General features: G+C 66.9%; 23 protein-coding genes and 1 tRNA gene. 8 read left to right on the top strand and 16 right to left on the bottom strand.

Annotation, left to right across the window (positions count from 1 at the left end; translation table 11 throughout):
• Positions 1 to 114 precede the first annotated feature (114 nt).
• Both MQE23_RS29010 and MQE23_RS29005 read right to left on the bottom strand, forming a co-directional pair.
• Entirely contained in the window at positions 115 to 2,025 is a 1,911-nt protein-coding gene (locus MQE23_RS29010; protein ID WP_243380689.1) for a YfjP family GTPase, read from the bottom strand.
• Between the two features lie 3 nt (positions 2,026 to 2,028).
• Positions 2,029 to 3,636: a dynamin family protein gene (locus MQE23_RS29005; RefSeq protein WP_243380688.1), complete on the bottom strand. Its 1,608-nt coding sequence runs from the start codon at positions 3,634 to 3,636 to the stop codon at positions 2,029 to 2,031.
• Between the two features lie 320 nt (positions 3,637 to 3,956).
• Here MQE23_RS29005 and MQE23_RS29000 point away from each other — a divergent pair.
• Positions 3,957 to 4,029 (top strand) — tRNA-Arg (locus tag MQE23_RS29000).
• 181 nt (positions 4,030 to 4,210) lie between these two features.
• Here the strand turns inward: MQE23_RS29000 and MQE23_RS28995 are convergent.
• From MQE23_RS28995 to MQE23_RS28945, 11 genes are all read right to left on the bottom strand, one after another.
• Positions 4,211 to 5,605: a site-specific integrase gene (locus MQE23_RS28995; protein ID WP_243380686.1), complete on the bottom strand. Its 1,395-nt coding sequence runs from the start codon at positions 5,603 to 5,605 to the stop codon at positions 4,211 to 4,213.
• Positions 5,605 to 5,802, bottom strand: a complete 198-nt coding sequence (locus tag MQE23_RS28990) for a helix-turn-helix domain-containing protein (protein WP_243380685.1) — start codon at positions 5,800 to 5,802, stop codon at positions 5,605 to 5,607. The genes MQE23_RS28995 and MQE23_RS28990 overlap by 1 nt, the downstream gene beginning before the upstream one ends.
• Positions 5,799 to 7,205, bottom strand: coding sequence for a replication initiator protein RepSA (gene repSA, locus MQE23_RS28985; RefSeq protein WP_243380684.1), 1,407 nt, complete (start codon positions 7,203 to 7,205; stop codon positions 5,799 to 5,801). Before repSA ends, MQE23_RS28990 begins: the two co-directional genes overlap by 4 nt.
• An 89-nt stretch (positions 7,206 to 7,294) precedes the next feature.
• Positions 7,295 to 7,612 (bottom strand): SpdD-like protein, encoded by a 318-nt coding sequence (locus MQE23_RS28980; protein WP_243380682.1) that lies wholly within the window; start codon positions 7,610 to 7,612, stop codon positions 7,295 to 7,297.
• A gap of 23 nt (positions 7,613 to 7,635) precedes the next feature.
• Complete coding sequence (locus MQE23_RS28975; RefSeq protein WP_243380681.1) at positions 7,636 to 7,791, bottom strand: hypothetical protein; 156 nt, start codon at positions 7,789 to 7,791, stop codon at positions 7,636 to 7,638.
• A 12-nt stretch (positions 7,792 to 7,803) separates the two neighbouring features.
• Entirely contained in the window at positions 7,804 to 7,995 is a 192-nt protein-coding gene (locus MQE23_RS28970) for a mobile element transfer protein (protein ID WP_243380680.1), read from the bottom strand.
• 63 nt (positions 7,996 to 8,058) lie between these two features.
• Positions 8,059 to 8,763 (bottom strand): DUF2637 domain-containing protein, encoded by a 705-nt coding sequence (locus tag MQE23_RS28965; RefSeq protein WP_243380679.1) that lies wholly within the window; start codon positions 8,761 to 8,763, stop codon positions 8,059 to 8,061.
• Positions 8,763 to 8,966 carry a hypothetical protein gene (locus MQE23_RS28960; protein ID WP_243380678.1) on the bottom strand — a complete coding sequence of 68 codons (204 nt, stop codon included), beginning with the start codon at positions 8,964 to 8,966 and terminating at the stop codon, positions 8,763 to 8,765. Before MQE23_RS28960 ends, MQE23_RS28965 begins: the two co-directional genes overlap by 1 nt.
• Before the next feature lie 82 nt (positions 8,967 to 9,048).
• A complete protein-coding gene (locus tag MQE23_RS28955) occupies positions 9,049 to 10,404 on the bottom strand; it encodes an FtsK/SpoIIIE domain-containing protein (protein WP_243380677.1) in 1,356 nt (451 codons plus the stop codon).
• Positions 10,405 to 10,406: 2 nt separating this feature from the next.
• Positions 10,407 to 10,763 carry a hypothetical protein gene (locus MQE23_RS28950; RefSeq protein ID WP_215121316.1) on the bottom strand — a complete coding sequence of 119 codons (357 nt, stop codon included), beginning with the start codon at positions 10,761 to 10,763 and terminating at the stop codon, positions 10,407 to 10,409.
• A 138-nt stretch (positions 10,764 to 10,901) separates the two neighbouring features.
• Positions 10,902 to 11,681, bottom strand: coding sequence for a GntR family transcriptional regulator (locus MQE23_RS28945; protein WP_243380676.1), 780 nt, complete (start codon positions 11,679 to 11,681; stop codon positions 10,902 to 10,904).
• 18 nt (positions 11,682 to 11,699) lie between these two features.
• On the opposite strand from MQE23_RS28945, the gene MQE23_RS28940 reads away from it, so the two are divergent.
• The 4 genes from MQE23_RS28940 (at position 11,700) to MQE23_RS28925 (ending at position 16,304) form a co-directional block, all read left to right on the top strand.
• Complete coding sequence (locus tag MQE23_RS28940; protein ID WP_243380675.1) at positions 11,700 to 12,164, top strand: NUDIX domain-containing protein; 465 nt, start codon at positions 11,700 to 11,702, stop codon at positions 12,162 to 12,164.
• Between the two features lie 496 nt (positions 12,165 to 12,660).
• The gene (locus tag MQE23_RS28935) at positions 12,661 to 13,863 is read left to right on the top strand and encodes an IS110 family transposase (RefSeq protein ID WP_243380674.1); all 1,203 of its coding nucleotides are present in this window, start codon (positions 12,661 to 12,663) and stop codon (positions 13,861 to 13,863) included.
• A 420-nt stretch (positions 13,864 to 14,283) separates the two neighbouring features.
• Positions 14,284 to 15,693: a dGTP triphosphohydrolase gene (gene dgt / locus MQE23_RS28930; RefSeq protein ID WP_243380673.1), complete on the top strand. Its 1,410-nt coding sequence runs from the start codon at positions 14,284 to 14,286 to the stop codon at positions 15,691 to 15,693.
• A gap of 269 nt (positions 15,694 to 15,962) precedes the next feature.
• Complete coding sequence (locus MQE23_RS28925; RefSeq protein ID WP_243380672.1) at positions 15,963 to 16,304, top strand: hypothetical protein; 342 nt, start codon at positions 15,963 to 15,965, stop codon at positions 16,302 to 16,304.
• A 192-nt stretch (positions 16,305 to 16,496) separates the two neighbouring features.
• Here MQE23_RS28925 and MQE23_RS28920 read toward each other — a convergent pair whose 3' ends face one another.
• Positions 16,497 to 16,961 (bottom strand): N-acetyltransferase, encoded by a 465-nt coding sequence (locus MQE23_RS28920; protein WP_243380671.1) that lies wholly within the window; start codon positions 16,959 to 16,961, stop codon positions 16,497 to 16,499.
• A 362-nt stretch (positions 16,962 to 17,323) separates the two neighbouring features.
• Here MQE23_RS28920 and MQE23_RS28915 point away from each other — a divergent pair, with 362 nt between their 5' ends.
• Positions 17,324 to 17,641 (top strand): hypothetical protein, encoded by a 318-nt coding sequence (locus MQE23_RS28915; RefSeq protein ID WP_243380670.1) that lies wholly within the window; start codon positions 17,324 to 17,326, stop codon positions 17,639 to 17,641.
• A gap of 191 nt (positions 17,642 to 17,832) precedes the next feature.
• On the opposite strand, the gene MQE23_RS28910 is transcribed toward MQE23_RS28915, so the two are convergent.
• Positions 17,833 to 18,417 (bottom strand): hypothetical protein, encoded by a 585-nt coding sequence (locus tag MQE23_RS28910; protein ID WP_243380669.1) that lies wholly within the window; start codon positions 18,415 to 18,417, stop codon positions 17,833 to 17,835.
• 158 nt (positions 18,418 to 18,575) lie between these two features.
• Positions 18,576 to 19,064: a hypothetical protein gene (locus tag MQE23_RS28905; protein WP_243380668.1), complete on the bottom strand. Its 489-nt coding sequence runs from the start codon at positions 19,062 to 19,064 to the stop codon at positions 18,576 to 18,578.
• A gap of 174 nt (positions 19,065 to 19,238) precedes the next feature.
• On the opposite strand from MQE23_RS28905, the gene MQE23_RS28900 reads away from it, so the two are divergent.
• Positions 19,239 to 19,796, top strand: coding sequence for a hypothetical protein (locus tag MQE23_RS28900; RefSeq protein WP_243380667.1), 558 nt, complete (start codon positions 19,239 to 19,241; stop codon positions 19,794 to 19,796).
• A gap of 2,643 nt (positions 19,797 to 22,439) precedes the next feature.
• Positions 22,440 to 23,744, top strand: a complete 1,305-nt coding sequence (locus tag MQE23_RS28895; protein WP_243380666.1) for a GNAT family N-acetyltransferase — start codon at positions 22,440 to 22,442, stop codon at positions 23,742 to 23,744.
• Positions 23,745 to 23,846: the final 102 nt, after the last annotated feature.

Here is a 23,846-nt window from a genome sequence, read left to right as displayed (position 1 = left end):
TGTGGATCACCGCCCGCCTGTGGACAACGCCGCCACCCGGACGGGTGACGCCGAGGGACGTCCGCGGCCCGTCACAACCGCCACGCCCCCGGAATCACCGTCCCTGCCCAAGCGTCACCTCCCCGCCCCCACCACCCTCCCGTACTGCTCCCGAACCTCCCGGTACCGCAGCAGCTCCGCCGCCACCGGATCCAGCACGCGGGCCCTCCCGCACCCGGCCGCCGCCTCTCGCAACCGGCGTTCCGCCTCCAGCCCGTAACGCCGGGCCGGTCCCCGCGCCGCCATCCGGCAGCTCCACTCGATGAGCGGCCCGCCGACGATGCCGATCACCATCAGCAGCACCGGCACGCCCAGGTTCGGCGACATGACGCCGACGATCTGTCCCAGCAACCACAGCCCGCCCAGGAACTGCAGGATCGTCATGGCCGCCTGGCACAGCACGGCTACCGGCCACCACCCCGGCCGCGGCGGCCGCCCCGTCGGCACTCCGGCGCGCACGCTCAGCTCGTCCAGCGCCTCGGGCAGCCCCTTGGAGCCGCGGACGGCGGCCTCACGCACCGCCTGCGCCCAGGGCGCCGGCAAGCCCGCCGAGGCCCGGTCGGCCACCGTCCGTACGGCCTGCTCGACCCGCTGCCGGGCGGTGGCCTCCTCGTCGGCCTGTGTGCGCGAGGGGAGCCGCCCCGTGGTCGGTTCGCCGCGGTCCTGGTACCAGCGCCACAACCGCAGCCAGGGCGTGCCGCAGGCACGGTTGGCGTTGCGCAGCCACGCGCGCTCGGCGGCCTCGCCCGCCGCCGTGGCGCCCACGGCGTCCGCGAGCCGGTCCGCGAACTCCTCCCGGGCCTGTTCGCTGAGTCCGGTCCGCCGCTGCGTGGCGTAGACGGGCCACAGCCGCGCCGCCGCGATGTCCACGTCGGCCGAGATACGGCGGGCCGGCGCCGCGCGCTCCGCGACGAACTGGCCGAGCACCTCGCGCAGTTCGCCGACGCCGTCCCCGGTGAGCGCGGACAGCGCGAGCACGGTCGTACCCGGTTCGCCGTACTCGCCGAGGGCGATGCCGTCCTCGTCGAGGAGCCGTCGCAGATCGTCGAGGACCTGCTCGGCGGCTTCCCCGGGCAGCCGGTCGATCTGGTTGAGGACGACGAACATGACCTCCGCGTGGGCCGCCATCGGCCGCAGATAGCGCTCGTGGAGGACGGCGTCGGCGTACTTCTCCGGGTCGACGACCCAGATGACCGCGTCGACGAGCGCCAGGATGCGGTCCACGTGCTCGCGGTGCTGTACGGCCGCGGAGTCGTGGTCGGGCAGGTCGACGAGGACGAGTCCGTGCAGCTGGGAGTCTCCGTCCCCGGTCGGCAGCGGACGCCGGCGCAGCCGGGGCGGGATGCCTAGCCGTTCGATGAGGCTGGCGGCCCCGTCGCTCCAACTGCACGCGATGGGAGCGGCGGTGGTGGGGCGGCGTACCCCCGTCTCCGAGATGGCCACCCCGGCGAGCGCGTTGAACAGCTGTGACTTGCCGCTGCCCGTGGCGCCCGCGATGGCGACGACGGTGTGCTGCCCGGAGAGCCTGCGCCGCGCGGACGCCTCGTCGAGCACCCGGCCCGCCTCCGCCAGCGTCCGGCTGTCGAGCCGGGTGCGGGAGAGCCCCACCAGTTCGCGCAGGGCCTCCAGCCGGGAGCGCAGCGGCCCGTCGTACACCAGCGGGGACACCGTCGGCGGGGCGGCGGGGCGGCTGTCCAGCACGGCGTACTGGTTTCCTCCGGTGGTCTCGTCGACCCGCCGTGCGATGAGCCCGTCGTCCCAGGTGCCCTGGGAGAGTGCGGAGCCCTGGGAGCTTGTGGAGCCCGGGGAGTCCGTAGGGGCGGAGGAGTCTCCGTCCGGCACGCGCGCGTGGGTGCCGTCCGTGCTCTCGGCCTCGGAGGCGTTCCGCGGGGCCTTCGCCGACGGGTTCGCGGCGGCTGCCGCCTTGTGCGCGTCGCCCGGCTGGCCGGCGCGCTCGGTGTGGTCCTGGCCAGTGACGGCGGTCACCGGTCACCTCTCCTTCTGAAGTACGGACAGAGCGGCGATGAGTTCGGCCTGGGGCTCGGCGTGGACGTCGAGGGCGTCGAGCGGGGCGAGCCGGCGCTCGCGTTCGACGTGCAGCACCCGGTCGACGTGCTCGGCGAGCAGCCGTCCGGCCCGGTCGCGCAGTCGCAGCGCGCCGTGGGCGCCGATCCGCTCGGCGAGCCCCTCCCCCGCCATCCGGCCCCGGCGGCCGCCCAGCAGGGAGGTGGCGACCAGGGCGGCGACCAGCTCGGGGTCGGGCGAGAGGTTCCGGTCGAGCTCGCGCACCTCGTCCTCGGCGTACTCCTCGAGCTCCCGCCGCCACCGCCGTACGGCGAGACCGATCCGGTGCTCGGCGCTCTCCGCGGCGGGTTCGCGGTCGGCGAGCCCGGGTGCGGCCGCCGCGGGTTCGCGCCGCCAGGCGTCGTCGATACGCTCGTCGGCGGCGGTGACGGCGCACAGCAGGAGCGCGCTCAGGCTCTCCACGAGCGCGTCGAGGAGTTCACCGGCGGTGCAGTCCAGGGGGAAGGCGCGCCACCGCTTGAGTGCGTCTCCCGCGAGCACCGCCCCGGCCTGCAACCGGCCCCGCACGCGCGTGTGCTCGCTGTCGTACGCCCCCTCGACGGTGGCGGTGAGCCGCAGTGCGGCGGCGTACTGTGCGGCGGCGGCGCCGGCCAGCTCGGGCATCCGGGACTTGAGGGAGTCGAGGACCCCGCGCGCGGTGCGGGCCATGACCTGCTGCCTGGCCGCCGGGTCCTGGGCCTGGTGGACCAGCCAGGTGCGCAGCTGGGCCACGGCGCTGGCCGGCAGCAGCCCGCCGCCCCAGGCCGACTCCGGCAGTTCGGGCACGGTGAACCGGGGCACCTGCCCGAGTCCGGCCTTGGTGAGCAGGGCCCCGTACTGCCGCGACACCTCGGCGACCACCTGGTGGGGCACCCTGTCCAGAACGGTGACGAGGGTGACGTCGTACTCCTTGGCGGTGCGCAGCATGTGCCAGGGCACGGCGTCGGCGTAGCGGGCGGCCGTGGTGACCATGATCCAGATGTCGGCCGCGCAGATGAGCTCGGCGGCCAGGACGCGGTTGTCGGAGACCAGGGAATCGATGTCGGGGGCGTCGAGGAGGGCGAGGCCGGGCGGCAGCGTTTCGGCGGTCTCGACCCGCAGCACGCGCGCGGGGTTCTCACCCGGGAGCAGCAGATCCTCCGTGGCGTCCTGCTGCGGCACCCACACGCGTGTGAGATCGGGCAGCACCCGCATGCCGCTGAACCAGTGATGGTCCTCCGGATGGCAGACCAGCACGGGGGTCCGTGTCGTCGGCCGCAGTACCCCGGCCTCGCTCACCCGCCGCCCCACGAGGGAGTTCACCAGCGTGGACTTCCCGGCTCCGGTGGAGCCCCCCACGACGGCCAGAAGTGGCGCTTCGGGGTCTCTCAGCCGGGGCACCAAGTAGTCGTCGAGCTGGGCGAGCAGTTCGTCGCGGCTGGCACGCGCGCGTGGGGCCCCCGCCAGGGGCAGCGGGAAGCGTGCGGCGGCGACACGGTCGCGCAGGGCGGAGAGTGCGTCGAGCAGCTGGGGCCGTACGTCCAAGGTCACCACATGTGAAGAATGCCCAATTTTAGGGGAATTCTGAAGCATATGAGCATGTCTGCGCGCCGACGGGACACAAGGGATGGAAGGGACTACTGGGACATGGGCTCACTCCAGGCATAACGAGTGCACAACACCCGATGCCTCTGACGCCAAAAGCGGTGCACGATTCGTACCTGCCTGCGATTATCAGGACCGCTTCACCGAACCTCCACATCGAGCCACGGAGGCGAAGCAACAGGGACAAGGACGCGGGAGCCCTATCCTTGTCCCCGGCAACGTCACGGATCGGCCCACACCAGGGCACCACGACAGAGGCCACCACACCGGCCCCCGTAGCTCAGTGGATAGAGCAGGCGCCTTCTAAGCGCTTGGCCGCAGGTTCGAGTCCTGCCGGGGGCGCAAGTCTCCGCCCTCCCCTTGGGGAGGGCTTTTTGCTGGTCAGGGTGGGTGTCGGCCGATCCGCCGAAGCCCCGGACGCCCTCTTGATGATCAAGGGCGGGCTCCGGGGCTGTCCGGCTGTTACCGGGTTTTTGCGGGTGGCCGTGTCGAATACGTGTCGAAGTTTCTGCGGGCCGCGAGGTCAGTCGGCGGACGGCCGCTCAGGAAGATCTCCGGCAGCTTCGAGCCGCCTCTTCAGGTCGGGCAGCTGGCCCTCAACGCAGCGGGCGTAGGTCGCCAGGAGCACGGCAACGCTGTTTCCGGCCCATTCGGCCACCTGGGCGGGTGGGATCCCGTCGTTCAGCCACTTCGTCAGGCGCGTGTTCCGGTTGTCGTAGACGCGCCGTCCGGTGGGTGACTCGAAGACGTGCGGGGGCAGTACGGCCTTACGCGCGCTGCGCCATGCCCGACGTATGACGGAACCGGCGAGGATGCCGCCCGACTCGCCTTGGAACAGCAGGTCACCCGGCTTGAGCTGTTCGCCCTCGATGTGCTGCCGCAAGATGCGCGTCAAGGCGGGATGTCCGGGGACAGTGCGGGTCTCCCCCTCCGCACGGCCTTTCAGGTCGCGTTGTTCGTGGATCTCCCCCGTGTCCGTCCACTGCTTTCCGACCTCGGGGGTCGCGGTGTGGATCAACAGCTCGCACCACTGGTCGTCAGCGTCGGGCTCGGGCAGGGTCACGTCCTCCACGCGCATGGCTACGGCTTCCTCGGGCCGTGGGCCGCAGTAGTACAGCGTGGCGAAGAAGGCGTGAAGTCGCTCGCCACCGCGCGGCCGGCGCCGTATCCAGTCGAGGATGGCCGCTGCCTGCTCCGGGTTCAGCAGAGACCGCTTGTCCACGGCGTTCGTGGTCTTCACGGCGGCTGTCGACTCCTTCCCCTTGGGCAAGGGGTTGGTCCGCAGGATGCGCCGCCGGACGGCGTACTTCATGGCGACGTTGAGGATCCGGCGGTTGCGCTTGCGGGACCAGGCCGCCGCCTGCTTGCCGTCGAGCCGCGTGTCGATGGCGCGCAGGACCTGGTCGACCTTCTCCGGGTCCTCCCAGGCCGAGACAGGCAGGGAGTTCCGCTCAACCCATCGGAGGATGGCCGCCACGTCTCGGGGTGCGTCGGGGCGTCGGTTCGTGTTGAACGCCCACTCACGAAGAGCGGTGCGCACGGCCGCAGGCGCGAACTGAGTGGGCTTGGCCCTCAGTAGCGCGATGGTGGTCGCCGTCAGGGTCTTGGCCATGTTCTTGCGGCTGTTGCCGCCGAGTTGTGCCCAGCGGGCGTCCACGTACTCGACGGCGAACTTGTACCAGCTCATGGCAGCCGACTTGGAGCGGTGGGACACCGGGAGCCCGGTGTCAATGACGAACGCCTCGCCCTTGCCAGTTGCCCGGATGAGTTCGGAGCGGAAGCCCTCGGCGAGGGCGACGGTGCCGAAGGGCTCACGCCAGCGCTTCCCCGCGACCACCCAGCGCACGGTGTATGTGGTCTTCCGGGCTCCCTTATAGGTGAGGATCTTGTAGACCTTGACGTCGTAGGTCGTCTCCATCAGGCGGCGTCCTCCCGGTCGTCGAGCCAGTGGTCGAGGTCGCTCCGCCGGATTCTGAGGTCGCCGTTCGGGAGCTTGATACAGCGCGGTGCGCGACGCTTCGCTCGCCAGTCGTAAAAGGTCGAGCGCGAGATGCTCAGCTCCTCGCAGACCTCCGCGAGGGTGAGCATGGTGCGTGACCGGATGGCCGTGGTCATTCCGTACTCCCTTCGGTCAGGAGGGCATCGCGGGCGGTCTCGCGGTTGGTCTTGAGGTCGCGGGCGATGGTCGCGGCGAGGGCGGCTTCACCCGGCGAGTGGCCGTGGCCGGCGTACTGCCAGTCCGTCAGCACCAGAACGGTGTCCGGCTCGCGGTCGTCGAGGCCAAGGGCGTCTCGTTCTTGGGCGGAGCGGTAGTCGGCGCGTTCCTGGCGGAGTGCGCCGAGGGTGGTGGAGTAGGTGCGCGACTTGGACGAGAAGTGCCCGCGGAAGCCGAGCATGTGTGCCCAGGCCCACAGGCGCCGGTCCGGGTAGAGGCTGTCCAGGTCACGGCACGCGGTGATGAGCCGCCGGGTGTGGTCGGGAACCTGGTGGCGGTCGAGTTCGGAGAGTTCGCCGATGCGGCGGTCCAGGGTTCCGGTGTTCTCGGCGGCTTTGGTGGCGTACTTGGCCACGTACGAGGCGACGGTCTGTTCCGTGATGTCGGAGCCGTCACCGAAGGCCTTTACCGGGCGCACGTCGAGTTGCTGGCCCCATCGGAACGTCCGGGTGGGCTGGTCACCGGCAGCCGGGACCGAGACCGACGTGTACGAATGCGCGGCGGCGGCGAGGAGCGCGTCCGTGAGGAGGTCGACCGTGGCCCAAGCGGGCGGTGGCGTCCCGGGCCCCTCCGGGCCGTCGAGGCGTACGACGGCGTGGAAGTGCAGGGCGCCGCGCTTCTGGAACTCGGCGACCTTGCCGTACGAGACCCGAAGGTGGTCGGCGAGTTCCCGGCGGGGCAGGCCGGCGCGGGCTGCGAGTTCGCGGCGGAGTCGGGTGGTGAAGCGCTGCCAGAGCTGTCCGGCATGGTTGTTGAACAGCACGGCGCCCGCGTAGTCGTACGTCTCCGGGTCGAGGGCAGTGCCCAGCTCTGGGGCGTCGGACGCGTGTGAGGTGCCGCAGCGGCAGGTGCCGTGATCGGGGCGGTTGTGGACCGGGCCGAACGACGGAGCCGTGAGGGTGGCGAAGACGCGCGGGTGGTCGCGGACGGTGGCGGGGATGTCGCGTCGGTCGTCTCCGGCGAGTCCGGCGCGGATGAGGTGGTAGGTGTCCCCCGCGTACGTCCAGGCGCAGGCCGGGCAACGGGATGCGCGGCGGTTGCCGCAGGCGAGACGGAGGCGTCCGCCCGGCTCGTTCGCGGTGGAGTAGTGGTGCAGGGTCTCGCCGGTGGTCTTGTCCTTCTGGAGGACCCAGCCGGTGAGGTGGATGGGGTCGGAGCAGCCGCCGGTGCGGCGGACCTGGTCTTTCCAGCGGGCATAGTCGGAGGCCGAGGCCACCCGGAGCACGTCTCCGAGGGTGACCGAGTCGAGCAATGTGTCTGGCGTGGGCGCACTCGGTGTCGCGGGTGAGGCGCGGTGGGCCATGCTGGGTGTTCCTTCCGGTTCATCGGATCGGACAGGGACGGCGCCCGGGCGGCGGATGCTTGGCGGTATCGAGGCCGCCCGGGGGCCGGTCAGCGTCGCTTGGCTTCGGAGGCGAGCAGGGAGCGCAGGACGACCGCGCAGACGGCGACGGAGGCGCCGGTGATGGCGACCGCCAGGAGCAGCGAGACCAGGACGGCGCCGAGGACCAGGACGACGGTCGTACCGCCGCCGACGAGGGCGAGCGCGGTGCCGGGGGTGAGCTGGACCGTGGGCCGGGACGGCGTCGGAGTCGTCGGGGCGGCCGGCGGGGTCTCTACGTTCGGGATGACGGTGGTCGGCTCGACGACAGCGGGCATGGTGCCCATGCCCGTCGGCGTGGGCATGGTGGGGATCTTCGGGCGGAACATCGAGGGCTCCTCTCGCGGGCGGGCTACTTGACGAGGGCGTTGATGGCCGGGGCGAGGACGCTGTCGGCGAGGAGGAACCCGCCGAGCAGGATTACGGCGATGAGCCAGGCGGGCGGCCGGATGAGCTTGACGCCGAGGTAGCCGACGACGAGCAGTGCGAGCCAGAGCGGGACCTGCATGACGGTGGCCTCCTAGCGGACGCGGCAGCGGTGAGTGCGGGCCGCGAGCTGGGCGGCGGACTGACTGGAGTAGTCGGAGGACCAGCCGCAGTTGTCGGAGGTGCACACGGCGGCATGCTTGGTCTGGCCGCTGCGGTCGCGGTGGGTGCCGATCTGCACCGGGCCGATGCGCATCACGGAGTGGAACTGGTCGCGGGCGGGCATGTCAGTGGGTCCCCTTTCGGGCCGTGGTTGGGGCGGGAGAGCCGGAGCGGACACCGGCGGCGGTCAGGCGAGACGGGCCGCGATGGCGTCGGCGAGGTGGGACGGGACGCCAAGGCGGGAGCGCAGGGTGTCGGTGTCGATCGGGGCGCCGGTACGGGCGCGGTACTCGTCAGCGACCTTGCGAGCGTGGTCGACCAGGACAGCGGGCACTTGAGGGGCCGGGTCCGCGGCGGGATCCGGAGCCGGAGGGACGGGTGCCGTGGCGAGGGCTGGGGCCGCATCAGGCTCGGGCATGGCTTCCGTGACCGAAGGGCGTCGGGCGTCCGGTAGTGGCTGCTCGGCCGGGGGCTCAGCGCCCGACGTGTCCGCGACAGGGGCCGGCGGAAACGGCTCCGACTCCACAGCCGCCGAGTGAGCAAGGAGCGTGCCGCCGAGGAAGGCGACCGCAGGCCAACCGGCGATGCCGAGGCGGAGGAGGGCGGGCGGGTCGTTCAGGTCGAGGAACCCGGCGGTGGCCACGTTGGCGCCGAGAGAGGCGAACAAAGCGACGAGGAACCAGCACCAGGCCAGCCGGGACGGCCCCTCACTGCGCAAGCGCCGCCAGGCAGCCACGAGAAGCAGGTCGACACTGACCGGGTAGGCCCACGCCTTCCAGCCGTCCTGCCCGGCAGCAGCGGCCAAGTCGTGCAGGTGAGCGAAGGACAGCGCACCGGCGATCACGGCCTGGACCAGGACCGCGTCGACACGGAGACCGTGGCGGGCACCCATCAGCAGTCACCCGCGGAGGCGGGACCACCGTCGGAGTCGTAGCCGTCCGGAAACATCCCGGGCGGCGGCTCGGGCAGCGAGACGGCGAGGGACGGGCTGACGGCTTCCACGAAGTCGAGGTCGGCGCCAGCCATGTCCGCGTAGAGGGTGAGTTGGCCGAGCAGGAGCACGGTCCGGGCGAAGTCCTCGCAGCTGGGGCACATGGCGGGTTCTCCCTTTTCAGGCATGGCAGGGGTAGGGACTTGGCGCGAAGGCGGTCACGCCGACCGGTGGGGGTGCGAGAGGTCAGGCGGTGACCGGGGAAGGCTCAGTCGGCTGCACAAGAGCGTCGGCGGGGCCAGAGAGGGCGGGCCGGTACGGAGCCAGCTCGGGCAGGTCCGGAGTCCGGTCGGCGTGCCGGTTGCAGATGTTCACGGCCTGCCGGAGCGACGTATGCGGAGCCCGAATGCGGTGCCACCCTCCGGAGGAGTCGCCCGCGATGGCGAGCCCGCGCTGCTCGGCCGGGATTTGGATGGCGGCGAGGACGGCGTCCGGAGCGATGTCACCAAAGGCCATGGTGGCGGAGGTCTCGTCGTTGACGCGGTGGGCGGTACGGCCGGTGAGCTGGGCGCGGAGCATGGTGATGCCCTTGCCGAGTTCGGAGCCGAAGCGCTGTCCACAGATTTCGAGGTAGATGCCGGCCGCGCGGCCGAGCTGAGCGAGGCGGACCAGGGCAGTGATGATGCGGTCCCGGCGCTTCTCCTCCTCCTTATTGGCGTACAGGGCGAGTTCGGCAACCTCGTCGACCAGGACCACGACCGGGACAGGACGCAGATCGGTCGGCAGGTTCCAGATGTCGGCGGCGATCTCCGCATCGGGCACGTCAGCGGCGATCCGCTGCTGGGCCCGAATGAGCTGATAGGTGCGCTCCATCCGAACCACGAGCGCATCGAGCACTTCGGCGGCGGCGTCGGGATCGTCGGCCAGCGCGGAGAACCGGCGGGCCAGCGGGAACAGCTCGACCCCTTGCTTGCAGTCGATGCCGACGAGGGCGACGTCCATCGGAGCGAGTCCGGCGACCAGGTTGCGCTGGTAGACGGACTTGCCGGACTCCGTGGCCCCGAGGGTGAGGGCGTGGGGTATCGCCCGGTAGTCGCGGTAGTGCACTGAGCCGTCCTGCCGCAGAGCGGCCGGCACACGCATCGGCCGGGTCTCGGTCTCGGCCGGCATCTGCACCCGCTTGAGCACGTCGTAGCCGGTCATCCGCACCTCTACGACGCCAGAGCACAGCTCACGCGAGGTCACGCCGTACATCGAGAACGAGTGCCGGAGCCGGTCCGAGGCGGCAGCGAGGTCGAAGGCGTCCTGCCCGGGCCGGAGCTTGAGCCGCAGGACCAGGCCGGTACGAGTCGGACGCAGCCGCAGGATGCGCGGGGAACGGGACTCCGGTAACGGCCGGTTGGTGGCACGGGCCAGGGCGAGCCGCCACCGCGCAGGCGGAACGGTCAGCCCACACGCGTCCATGACCGAGCCGTACCGGGCCAGGACCCGCACCACGGCCAGCGTGACCCCGAAGGTCAACCAGTACCAGGCGGGGCGCCGCCACCGCAGGAGTCCTACGGCGGCGGCGACCAGCACCAGGGTGACCGTGAAGGCGGTCATGATCAGGCCGCCTTGGACCCTGCGGCGGCGTCGGCGAGCGAGGTGACCGCGACCGCGCGGAACGCGATGCCGTGCCGCTTCTGGCCGTTGAAGTCGTTCTCCCAGGGCCGGGCGATCAGGCCGGTGAGCGCGACCGGCGTGCCCATGGACAGCTCGCCGGTGATCCCGGGCTCCGGGACGGTGACGGACAGGATCTCCACCTCCTCGTTGGCCGCGAACATCACGTCGACCGTCATCAGCTTCGCCCCGGTCTCCATGTCGGTCGCGACCTCACCGGTCCGACGGTCACGGACCTTGACCTGCGGGGACTTGGCAACCATCACGACCGCACCGGCGGTGTCGACGGGGATCTGACGCACAGAGATCACTCCTCTATAGATGCTGGACTTCGTCACTCATGTACATGAGTGACATGAAGAAGAGTGCATCACTCCTATACATGAGTCAACCCGCCACGAAGAAGAACTCGTGACGGGTTGCGGGAAGTTGAGCGGGCGTCAGTCGGCGGCGGGAATCCGATACTCGAAAACGAACTGGTCAGCGGCCATGAGCGTGTCGCAGACCTCGACCACGAGCCCCGCGGTCGTACGGGCCTCACGGACCAGGTGAACCACCGGCGCACCCGGGCTCAGCGCCAGCTCCGAGGCCTCCGCCTTGGAGGCCGGCCGCGCTTGCAGCGTCTCGACGAACTCCGCGAACTCATGCCCGTGCTCTTCGAGTCGGGCGTAGATGCCACCGCCACCGGGGTTCTCGGCGAACAGCTCCGGGATCTCCTTCACGACCTCCCAGGGGAGGTAGGAGGAGGCGGTCTCGACCGGGGTGCCGTTGCGGAAGTAGAGGCGACGACGGGCCAGAACCTGCGAGCCGGCGGGGACACCCAGACGTTCGGCGGCATCCTCGGGCGCTTCCATAGGCCCGATGTAGAGGACGCTGACCTTGGCGGTGGCGCCGGACTGGGCGGACTCCGCGAGGTAGGCCGCCTGCCCTCCCTGCCGGAGCGAGCGTCGGAAGCGATCGGAGGAGCGGTGCCGCACCGGCGGCCGGTTCTTCACGATCGAGCCCTTGCCGTGCCGGGTCTCGACCAGCCCACTCGCCCGCACCTCGACCATGGCCTTACGGATCGTCCCGCCGGACACGCCGTAGCGGTCCACCAGCTCAGACTCACTCGGCACCATGTCGCCAGGCTTGAGAACCCCCGCCCGGATCTGCTGCACGATCTCTTCCGCGATCTGTACGTACCGAGGCCCGGAACCGACCCCTCCAGCAGCAGTTCCCATAGTCCTTCCCTGCCTCCTATGCTCCTCTACATGAGTCAACCACAGGAAGCGACACCGTCCCCCCTGCACTCCGTATCCGTGGCCGGAGTAGTGGTGCGCGAGGACGGCCGCCTCCTGGCGATCCGCCGAGCCGACAACGGCACCTGGCAACTCCCCGGCGGCATCCTTGAACTCAACGAGACCCCCGAGGCCGGCGTGGCCCGCGAGGTCCTGGAGGAGACGGGTATCCACGTCGAGGTAGACGAACTGACCGGCGTCTACAAGAACCTGACTCGCGGCATCGTGGCCCTGGTCTTCCGCTGCAAGCCGTCCGGCGGCACGGAACGCACCTCCAGCGAGTCCACTGCTGTCTCCTGGCTGACACCCGACGAGGTCAGCGAGCGCATGTCCGAGGTCTTCGCAGTCAGGCTCCTGGACGCCTTGGACTGCAACGGCCCCCACGTACGGAGCCACGACGGCAAGCGCCTAATCCCAGCGGGATAAAACCTTCTCTACTTCATCAAGGCCCGCGCAGGCGCGGGCGCGCGCCGCCTCTGCGGCGCGGCCTGCCTCCTGTCTTCGCCCCGGCTGGCCGCGCCCGGCGGCGCGCTCGGCGGCTGCGGGCATGAGGTGGGAGAAACTCTCTGTGGCTGGGGCGGTCGGCTCCACGGCTTTAGGCAGCCACTTTGGGGCGAGCCTCGAAGATCATGGCCCCAACGTCGTGCTTTAACGGGCAGGTCCACAGACTGCCCGACGCGCCGGAAGCTTACGGGGCCATGATCACTCGCCCCAAAGCAGCTCCGTAAGTTGTTCGGTGGCCCGGGAGGGCTGGATGTGGCTTCAAAGCAGCTTGCCGACCGTGGCTCGGCTGGAGTGGCCGTCCGGCCCTCCGGGGCGCCCTGGTCGCTGATTGAAATACGCGGAACGCGTCGCTGTTTACGGAGCTGACGACGGGGTGTCCTACGGGCCGACGGACGGAACTCGGCTGCGGGAGGGACGCGTGAGCAAACAGCGGGCCCGTATATGGGTCGGTATCGACGCGGGCAAGGGCCATCACTGGGCCGCAGTGGTCGACGAGACCGGCGCGACCCTGTGGTCGAAGAAGATCGAAAATGACGAGACGGCGATCCTGACCGCGCTCGGCGAGATTTTGGACCTGGCCGACGAGGTGCACTGGGCGGTGGACATCTCCAGCAGGTCCTCCGCCCTCTTGCTGGCGCTGCTGGCCGCCCACGGCCAAAAGGCCGTCTACGTCCCCGGCCGCACCGTCAACCGCATGGCCGGCGCCTACCGGGGCGAAGCCAAGACAGATGCCCGCGACGCCTACGTCATCGCCGAAACCGCCCGCCACCGCCGGGACTTCGCACCCCTCGACGTGCCCGCGCAGCTCGCCGCTGACCTCGCGCTCCTGACCGCCCACCGCACCGACCTGATCACCGACCGGGTGCGAACGGTCAACCGGCTCCGCGACGTGCTCACCGGCATGTTCCCCGCTCTGGAGCGCGCCTTCGACTACTCGGCCCGCAAGGGCGCGCTGGTGTTGCTGACCGGCTACCAGACCCCGGCCGCCCTCCGCCGACGCGGCTTGACTCGCCTGACGGCCTGGCTGGCCAATCGGGGTGTCCGCGACGCGGACAACGTGGCCGTCGCGGCCGTGACAGCCGCCCAGGCCCAGCAGACCTCGCTGCCCGGCGAGGACACCGCCGCACAGATCATCGCCGACCTGGCGATGCAGATTCTGGCCCTGGACGACCGGATCAAGCGCATCGACCGGCAGATCCGCGACACCTTCCGCACCCATCCACAGGCCGAGATCATCGAGTCTCTGCCCGGCATGGGCCCCGTTCTCGGAGCCGAGTTCGTCGTCGCCGCGGGCGACATGACCGCCTACGCCGACGCCGGCCATCTGGCGTCAGCCGCAGGCCTGGTCCCTGTCCCACGCGATTCCGGCCGCCGCACCGGCAACCTGCACCGGCCCAAGCGCTACAGCCGCCGCCTGCGCAGAGTCTTCTACCTCTCCGCGCAGACCAGCATCGTCCGCGACGGCCCGAACCGGGAGTACTACCTCAAGAAACGCGGCGAAGGCTGCAAACACGTCCAAGCCGTCATCGCCCTCGCACGCCGCCGCACCAGTGTGCTGTGGGCTCTCCTACGCGACGACCGAGCCTTCACTTCCAGCCCACCCACCACACAGAGAGCCTGACTCAGCCCGACGGCAAAGAACCGGCAGCATGGTTGAGGCCAGTGGGGGTCCAGCGAGGCACACGCGCGCCTGATCCGTCGGCGTGCCCGCCATCGTGGCTGGCTTTCGTCGGCTGAGGCACAACGATCTCAAGACGAAGTGCTACCCGCACGGGGCGGAGGGCGCCCTACGGCCTTGACTCGGCCATTGAAACTCCAGCCCAAAGCCACTCCACCGACCTTCGAATCCGCGAGCTAAGCAAGAAACTCCCACTCGCGAGGCTACCTCGGTCGGCGTAAGGTGGAAGCGTACGGCGCGTTCACCAAAGCGCACACTTAGACCGGCCTCTATTGGGCTTCTACGCCTGGCCGATGTTATATGCGCTCATCGTAAGTTGCCCCTGTAGACGAAGAGTCACATGCCTCGAAAGCAGTAGAAGAGATGCCCAATTTTTACGACGAGCACGAACTGCCAAACCCCACCGACAGAGCCTATGAGGGAGTCCAAGGTGTGCAAGATGAATTCGGCCGGAGACCCTTTGAAAAGGACAGGGATCGGATTCTCTACTCATCGGCATTTCGCAGACTCGCGGGAGTCACGCAAACGTCAGCAGTGAACGAGAGGAGACTACTTCACAACCGGCTGACTCACAGCTTGAAAGTCGCCCAGATAGGCAAGAGGATAGCCAACCGACTCGCCCGTCCTCCCCGCCAAAGGGAACTCGCCGAGGCGGTCGGGCTTGATGCCGACATAGTGGAGGCTGCCGGGCTTGCTCACGACCTTGGCCACCCTCCTTTCGGGCATACCGCAGAGGAAGTGCTCAATGAACTCCTGAAGGACCATGGAGGATTTGAGGGCAATGCGCAAACATTTCGCATTCTGACCAAACTATCTGTTCGACGGCAGCCTCCCCATAGCCGAGGGTTGGACCTAACTCGCGCTACGCTCAACGGCGTTCTAAAATATCCTCGACTGCGCCCCGTAGATCCCGCAGGCGCAGGGGCACCCTGGACGGATCGAAGTGTAGGCAGAAAGTGGGGTGCCTTCGAGACGGAGAAGGCGGATCTCGATTTCGCGCGGCGCGGCAGCCAAGGAGAAATAAGGAGCGCGAATGCCATAGTCATGGACTGGGCGGATGATATCGCGTTTGCCACTCATGATCTAGATGATTACTTCCGCTCAGGAATGATTCCGCTGGACAGCCTGACGCGAGATGAGGGCGCCATCATGGCGCACGCGGGTAGGCGGCTTAGCGGCTACCCTGAATTTAGCACTTACGAGTTCTCAGAAGCTTTCAAGAGGATAGCTCATTACCCAGGAGGTCCATTCACTGGATCACGGAGCGATCGATACGAGATACACCACTTCATCTCCGACGTGATAAAGCGTTGCGTGGATGCAGTTAGCATTTGGACTGACTCCCCCCAGATCTCTATAGATTCAGATGTCCAATACGAGGTCGAGGTCCTTAAAGAGCTAACTTGGTTCTATGTGATCGAGAGTCCTTCGCTTGCAGTACTGCAAGAGGGGCAAAGGAGAATGATCGCGGATTTGTATTGGATGGTACAAAACTGGCTTAGCGGCGGGGAAAGGCGTCCGGTACGCCCCGGGAATGAGGAAGACGTGCGAGTGCCACGAAGCCCCAGTTTCCGGACGCCCGCCCCCCTTCAATCCATTGTTAAAGGAATCACAGAAGATCGCGCCGCAACTCGAGAGAGTGAGGAAACAAAGCGTTCCCGTGCAGTATGCGACTACATCTGCACGCTCACAGAGGACCAAGCTCTCGATATGTACGAGAGGTTCGCCGGTACCTATCGTGGCTCTCTATTCGGCGCCTGGTTCTCTTCGTAGCGACGCGACAACTGGAAATGAAAGCCTCCCATCCCGCAAGTCCAACTGTCATCGCGCGCGCCCTCCGATCGAACTCCTTTGAGGTACTCACGCACGAGCGCCCTCCCGGGCCGTCCTCGGGCCGTGGAAGGGCGCTCAACGATGACCAACGTCGACAACTGCCGACAGCTCAGCAGCAGGTCAGGACGTTGATCGATTAGACGGCAGCAGGTCACGGCCGCCGTTGGTCAGTTGTGGCTGTGCAGCAGCGCAGCGCGTCATCATGAAGCATGGGGATTGATCTGGAGCTGCACTCGGCACGGCCGGCACGCAACAGCTGGCGCAAGTCCCGCGCAACGCTCCTGCGGAGCTCCCACGGGCATGGCGACGCACTGGCCGATGCACTCGGCTCGCTCCAACTCCTTGGAGTGCCCGGAAGGTTCACCGCCGTCGATCCGTACGGGGACACGTTGATGAACGAACAAGAGGCCGCGACCGCCCTCCAGGAGATCCGCGGCTTGAGGAGGAGTTGCGCTGATGAGCGTCAGCTCGCTGCGCTGGACGATCTCGCAGTGATGCTGGAGCAGTGCGCGGCTACCCCAGGCAGCTACTTGTGGTTCGCAGGCGACTGAAGCTCCCGCCAGCTTGCCGTGTGAGTGTCTAACTGCGTGACAACGCCGACGGACAGCGGCGGACAACCGCGCACACCTGCGGGCCATCGCAGCAGGTGAGAGCCGCACGGCCCCGAGGTCTAGGGCGCACCCAAGTTGCTTCGGGACGAAGAGGTCCGGGGTTCAAGTCCCGCGCGGCACGGATCGCGTGGCTCAGCGAGGCGCGTACGCGACGCGCTCGAAGGGCCAGTCGCGGGCCAGCCAGTCGCTGACGACGAGATAGACCTCGGCATCGAGCGAAGCATGGTCCGCCCGGACCCAGGAACGGACGTCCGTCACACCAGGCTCCTGACGTGAGCCGTATACGTAGACACAGCCGATGACTTCATCCCCCGGGACCGACAGGACGGTGTAGGTGAAGCCGACGCGCCGGTCGAAGTCCTCCGCGTGCTGACGCAGGTCGTCGAGGTTGGCCTCCAGGGTCATGCCCTCTGGCGGCGGCCAGGAGCGGCCGGCGAAGTCGGGATTGGCCCGAATGTGGGCGATGCTGGAGGTCCAGGCGGCGTGGTCGGCAACATTGTGTTGAGGGCCGAGGGGCTCCAGGCGGAAGCGGTCAGTGGCAGGCGGGTCCGGCAGGGCGAAACTGGGGGCCACGAGGAGCTGGTCAGGTGAGGTCATCGCGGGAGGGTATCTCGGACCCCTGCTGATCTATCGCAATTTTTGGAAGGCAGCACCGACAGCCGTCGTGACGACCCCTGAGCCTGACATCAACGTCTCCGGACAAGCGTGGACCTACGCACGCCGAAACGGTCGTCGCGACAACGGCCTACGGCACCAGGACTGGCCTCCGATCGAACTCCTAAAGCGGTGCTCACACAATGTCGCCAACGATGGCCGTGACGGCAACGCTGACGGCAACGAAGGCGGACGGCAGCAGCGCTCGGCGGTCCGGCACGGTAGCGGCACAGGACGATCCGACCGCCCTACCACGGCGTGCCCGCATCTTCTAAGCACCGGCCCCAGGACGTCATGATCTACCGATGGATGAGTACGCCTGGCCCACAGGCCCTGAAGTGCCGGCTGCGGCCTTGGTGCGGGAGAGCTGGGAGGCAACCGTCGCGGCTCTACCAGTAGAGGCCCGGATCACCGGCGAGGTCATCGGTCGCCAGCCCTTCGGAGTCTTCATACGTATAGACGGCGTGCCGAACGCCATCGCGCTGGCGGAGATCACGGCCATGCCGCGCGGGATGAACCTCCCGGCCCTCGGGGCCTTGGTGAGCGGGGAGGTCCTCTGGCACGCCGCCCACAACCACCAGGTCAAGGTCCGGCTCGATGAGTGGCGGACAAGCGACCAATGATCTCCGCTGGGCCGTCCCTGGGCCGTCCGAAGCCGACCAACGCTGACGGTCGGCACCCACGGGTGACCACCCCCACCCCACTCTGGCCTGGGCAACCGGAGTTGATCTGCCACACTAGATGGGTTTATGCCTGCACCCGGAGAACTAGCGTTGTGAGCAGTTGACGCTTGTGTCCCTCCAACGGCTCCGGGTCAGTCTTTGGTTGGCAGCGGCTCGTGACGGTGCCAGATCAAGTACCGGTCCTCGCGGCGCAACTCTGCGGAACCCCACTCAATGCGCATGACACCCGCCTCCATGGAGCAGGCGTAGGCGACGAGAACGAGCTGCACGTCTTCGGGAAGCAGCTCCAGGTCTGGGTGTACCTCGGAGTCATCGAGTTCTCCCCAGTCCAGGTCGAATGCCGGTTGCCTGGGAGGAGGGCCGTGGCGGCGGATCAGGTCTGCTCGAAACCCTGTGGCCCGACGGAGACGTGCAGCCGTGACGGGTACGTCTTTCTTCGCGTAGCGGAGGGGGTAGATCAGGTGGCCGCGGACGAGCATCATCGTGCGTCCTTGCAGGCGCACAGGTTCCCCAAGCCCGGAGATGCCGGCGGCCAATTCCTCGTATTGCACCGCGTAGAGGCCATGTCCGTAGGCTTCGAGCGTCTGAGTGTGGACGCCCTCGTGCCCGGTGCGGGCCCGATCATGAGCCCGGAGAAGGCAGGCCGGGATGATGTCCGCCAGTTCACCGGCTATGTCCCCGAAGGTCTCACGTGCCCATTGACGGGCTGAACCCACGACGTACCGCCCTCCCCTGGTGGTCCTGCAGCACAGCAACGAGCAGCATCTGCCTAAACCGTGCTGCTCCCAGGCGAGTCACACAAGGTGGCAACCAGCGCACAAAGGGGGCGCACACCTCGCCGCCGTCACCCCATCGGCGGCCACGCTGAAAACGCTCATTCGCTCGCGGCCGTGGTTCCGGGACGGGGCTTGGCGTGCAACTCGGCGAGGATCGTGATCGACGTCCGGACCATCCCGATGGCTAGGGGCGGGGTCAGCACGGCATGCGTGAGATCCCCGTGCGCGTACCTGTTCCGGATCGGCCGCCCGCAGCTATCGAGGAGGTCGTACTGCTCCTCGGTGAGAAGTCCGTCAGCTCGGGCCTTCCCCAGGTGGCCAGCCAGAGTGCCCTTGCCGTAGCGGTCGGTGAGCGCGGTCTCGATGGCGATGACGGAGGTCGCAGCGCCGATCATCATGAACTCGTAGCGGTAATAGCTCATGCGGATCAGCTCGCGTGCCGTGGTCAGGACGCTTTCCGCAGCCCGGGGCAGGCCCGACGGGATAACGAGGTCACGGACCAGGTCGTGCATGTCAGCGAACTGGCTGGCCCAGTGGCGGAATCGCTCGTCGGGTACAGGCCACGGCAGCTCGGGAGTGCAGCTCATCCCACGGATTCTGACAGCACAGCCCCGTGAGGGCAGCCGAATAGCGGCCGATGGCCGCGGCCCAGGGGCAGCAGCGTCCGGAGCAGCACACAAGAGGGTCAACGCCCCTACCAGAAGTGCGGATTGATATCAACGAGAGTTGACAGCCTATGTTTCACAGATGATGCTCCCGTCATGGGAAACGTATTCAGTGAGCGGGTCACCCGGCTCAACGCGAAGGCCGGCAAGACGTACCAGGAGATGGCTTCCGACTGTGACTTCAAGCGATCGGTGACCTGGTGGAACAAAGTGCGGTGGGACGAGATCGAGGACCCGCCCAAGCCGAGCCTCTACCCGTACCTGGCCAGAGCCCTGGAGGTGCCCGTGCGCCGGGTGGCGGAAATGGTCGCCGAACAGTGGTGCGGGGTGCGGCCGGACGACACGGTGCCTGAGCATCTGCGGTCCCTCCTCGCAGTGCTGCGGGATGTTCGCGAGGAGGACGTGTCGGTCATCCAGCAGATGGCGCGAGCCATGTGCGAGAAGCGTGGGGCCGAGGTCGAGGTGGGGCGGCTCTCAGCCAGGCTGCTGACAGCGTTTGGTGAGACCGATGGACCATACACACTGGAGCAGTTGGAGTGGCTGGAGCTGCCCGAGTTGCAGGCCATCAAGATGGACGTAGGTATGGGCCGGGCGGAGGTTGAGGAGGATGCTTACGCGCTGCTCGACTCGATCCCGGACCCTGGGGATGGGTGACGCGCGGCACCGAGTGCTGAATCACGACGTCAGTCGCCAAGGCCGTCCTCATCGGGAGAGGCTGTAACTGCTCACTGGCTCCCGTTTCTCCGACACAGCCAGCTCGCAGGGACGCTACTTACGTCTGGCTCGGCCTTTGGACAATGCCGGTGCAGCAGGCGGTAGCTCTGTAACATGAGCCCTGGGCTAAATCAGGGGGAAGATGTGGCTTTACGCCGCCTGTTGCGCGATACGCATCCGGATGTCTTCGCAGAGATCAGCGTTGTTGAACCGGCATCGGTTGATCGAGATTCCCTCACAACCGGCAGCGGCCGGACGGTGGTATGGGCCTGCGGCAGATGCGGCCATCGATGGCGCGGTCGAGTGGTCGATCGGACCAAACCGGGCGGTCGCGGCTGCTCAGAATGCAAACGGGTGACGTCACAAAAAGCCTGGCAGACACCGCCGCCTGGCGCATCCCTGCAGGACCGCTTCCCAGAGGTCGCGGCAGAACTCACGGCAATCGACGGCTACCCAGGACGCACCGCATCCGACATCCACGCCAGCTCCAACAAGATGTGCCAATGGCGCTGCGGGCAATGCGACAACCAGTGGAGCACGACACCAAACACCCGAAGCCGCACAGGCGCAGGTAGCGGATGCCCCAAGTGCCGGCGGGCGACCTGGAGGACACCGCCGCCTGGCGCATCCCTGCAGGACCGCTTCCCAGACGTCGCGGCAGAACTCACTGCAATCGACGGCCACCCAGGACGCACCGCATCCGACATCCACGCCAGCTCCAACAAGATGTGCCAATGGCGCTGCAGACAATGCGACAACCAGTGGAGCACGACACCAAACACCCGAAGCCGCACAGGCGCGGGCAGCGGATGCCCCAAGTGCGGACGCTTACGGACAGTCAACGCGCGCAGGATAGCGCGTCCGGGCGCGTCACTGGCAGATCTACACCCTGAACTGGCACTAGAATTTGTCGCCAATTTAGAGAACGAGCTTACCGCTTCACAACTCAAGCCGCACAGTAACTATAAGTGTCGCTGGCGCTGCCACTCCTGCACCAATGAATGGGTAGCGGTTCCCCAGAATCGCGTGTCCGGCAAAACGGGATGCCCCGCCTGCTTTGCAGCAAGACGCGGAAGCTGGAGACGTAGCCCAAAGAGCACCTCTCCTACAGCACACGATGCACTCGGCGAGGTCGCCTCGGAGTTCCTCAGCAATGAGACAACTCCCGATCACGATCTAACCATGCTCAGACCAGGCTCTGCCGATAAGTGCACATGGCTGTGCTCAACTTGCGGGCACACCTGGATAGCTTCCGTCGCCTCTCGCGTTATCTCTCACAGGAACCGAAGCGGATCTGGATGCCGCAAATGTTATGACCGTCGAATTGCCGCACGCCGCAGAACGCCCAAACAAGGTGAGTCACTAAAGGAGCGTTACCCGCAGATCAGCAAATCCTTTGTGGAGAATCTAACGACACCAGGAGCTGGCCCCGAACGCCTGCGCATCCGAAGCAATGACCGATGTCTCTGGAGATGCAGTCGCGGGCACGAATGGGAAGCTAATGTCCTGTCCCGAACCTATGGCTCCGGGTGTCCCAAGTGCACCTCAGCAGGTAGGTCTCGTTTCGAGCTTGAGGTGCGATCTCTACTGATAGCAGCAACAGGAACCGACGTAGTGTGCGACTACGCCATAGAACATGCACGCGGCCTGTCAGGGCGCCGCCCCCGAGTGGATCTCTTCATCCCCGAAGTGCAAGTTTACGTGGACCTAGACCCGTTCCGCACACACAGCACTGATAAACACAGAGAAAATGACGCCAGGAAAAGTATCCTTCTCAGGGATTTGGACTATATACGAGCTCGCGCACAAGATCTCCCCGCCATTCCGGGCAAGTATGTAGAGGTTATCGACTCCACCAAAGATGGCATCAATCCGTGGACTTGGGCATCTGCTCTTCGACCTATTTTGCTGGCTCGTGGATTGCCATTCGAACCTCTCAATATTAAGCAAAGAGCGATAGCTCTTGGACAGGCCGTAGAGGCTTGGGCAGTAATTAAGGGACGGGTACGATTTGAATCCACGGCGGAACGGAATCCCGAGCTCCTGGTTGAGTTCAGAAACAATATCACCCGCCCTGAGTATGACCTAAGCCTATGCTCGCCCTCCTCGTCTGATGTAGCAGAGTGGGAGTGCGCCAAGTGCGGGCACTCCTGGGAGACAGCTATCCGGAACAGGGCCATCAGCGGTTCCGGTTGTCACGCATGCCATCGACAGGGCATCAATAACAACAATGTGGCTCGCTCGATAGCGCCGCCAGGCGAGTCACTTGCAGAGCTGTTCCCTGACATTTCCGACAGGTTCATTCGTTGCTTGAAGGATCCGAGTCGCACCCCAGACAACCTCCGCATGAAGAGCAACCTGATATGCGAGTGGTCCTGCCACACAGGCCGGCACACATTTATAGCACCAGTCTTCTCGGTATCGAGCGGCGCAAAGCGCAGGTGCTGCAAATAGGTGGCCGCCTGGTCATGCCACGTCTTCGTCCTCGTTTGACGACTTGGCGATCGATTTTCCCATCTAGGCTCAAAAAGCGGCCGTAACAGCCATACGTGACTGATCTGACTGAATTGCGGAGGGCAGCACATGACTGAGCGAACCACATATCTCGACTCCGGAACCCACCCGTCCCGCTCCCGGAGAATTAACGTCCGGGCCCACCAGTGGTACGCAACCGTTGAGGTCGATCGAGACAACTTCGTCGATGCCGCGACCGCCCTCGGGCAGGATCCCGAACTGCCCTCTGCGTACAGGGAAGCCCTCGACTTCGTGCGCAACGTTTTCCACGACCGCATCTGGTATGACGGCTACCCGGGCGGCTTCTCATGGGGAGGCGGCTCGCGCTGGGTCACCCTATCTGTTCCGTTCTCCCAAGTGGAGGACACGGTCGAAGCGCTGCGCGCGGCCGAACTTGATCACGACTACGACAAACTTCGCACCCTCGCCGATGGGCTAGTGCTCCCCCTCGCCGAGTGGCTTGCCCCCGGTGAGCGGGAGTTGGTTCGCGGTGTCGACTTCCACTCACCGCCACAGGCATTTCTGAAGTTCCTGCGAGGAAAGGCTAACGAATCTGGATTGCGCCTCAATGGGAGGGCGACAGCCGGAAGCATCTGGGTTCGGCCGACGGTTTCGCCTGTCCAGAAATTGATCCGAGAGAGGTATCCGGAGCAGTATCCCGGGTGGGTGGATCGCTGGACCGGATTCATGGACTCGGAAGATGCACCTGTCCGGCCATGGGTCGGCAGCAGAGGCCAGGACCTCAGCCGTGGCGCGAAACCAGTTGAATTTCGCACTGTTGACATAGCAATCGGTAAGGACGATTGCCCCTGCGGGATGCGCCTAGCAGATCAACGAGAAGACGGCAAAGCACACACCGCTCACCATGCAGCGTGGGCCTTTGGTATCCGCGTGCCCAAGAGTTTGATGTGGCTTGACGACTTGGCTGTGGTGACGCCCCAGTCACCCATCTCCTGGCGGAGGCTCGCTTCCCGTGTGGGGCGGATGCCTCAAAGGGAGAACCACTACGACTTCAACTCGTGGTCTTACCATGGCGAACCTCAGGAGACGCCCAACAACGACCGAGCATTCCTCCTCAATGCGAACGGGTACATCATCGGCTACCTGGTGGCCACCGATACCAGCGAGCACCACCGATGGGATCTGGTCAACGGATCGCGGTTTACCGAAGACGACGAAACCCTTCGCCCGCGTATCGATTTGATCTGGACTGCAGGCTCATACCGAGGCCGCGGCATCGGCTCCACACTCGTCGAAGCACTCGCCGACGACTTCGGTTGTGGGGTAGGCGACGTGTCTTGGTCGGGTCCAATCAGCGATGCCGGTTGCCGACTCGCGCGCCGGCTGTCCCCCGACGGCATCTGGGTCAGTTGACTTCCTCACGGAACCCTTCGCGACACAGGTCTGACAGAGCGCGCTCCTCGACTCTGATCGCAATTGCTCCGGTGCAGGCCAAGCTGTGTCACCGACTCTTGC

The sequence above is a fragment of the Streptomyces sp. HP-A2021 genome (assembly GCF_022807935.1).
GTDB classification, from domain to species: Bacteria; Actinomycetota; Actinomycetes; order Streptomycetales; family Streptomycetaceae; genus Streptomyces; species Streptomyces afghaniensis.
Note: the sequence above shows the minus strand (reverse complement) of the source record. Positions and strands in the feature narration are given on the sequence as shown.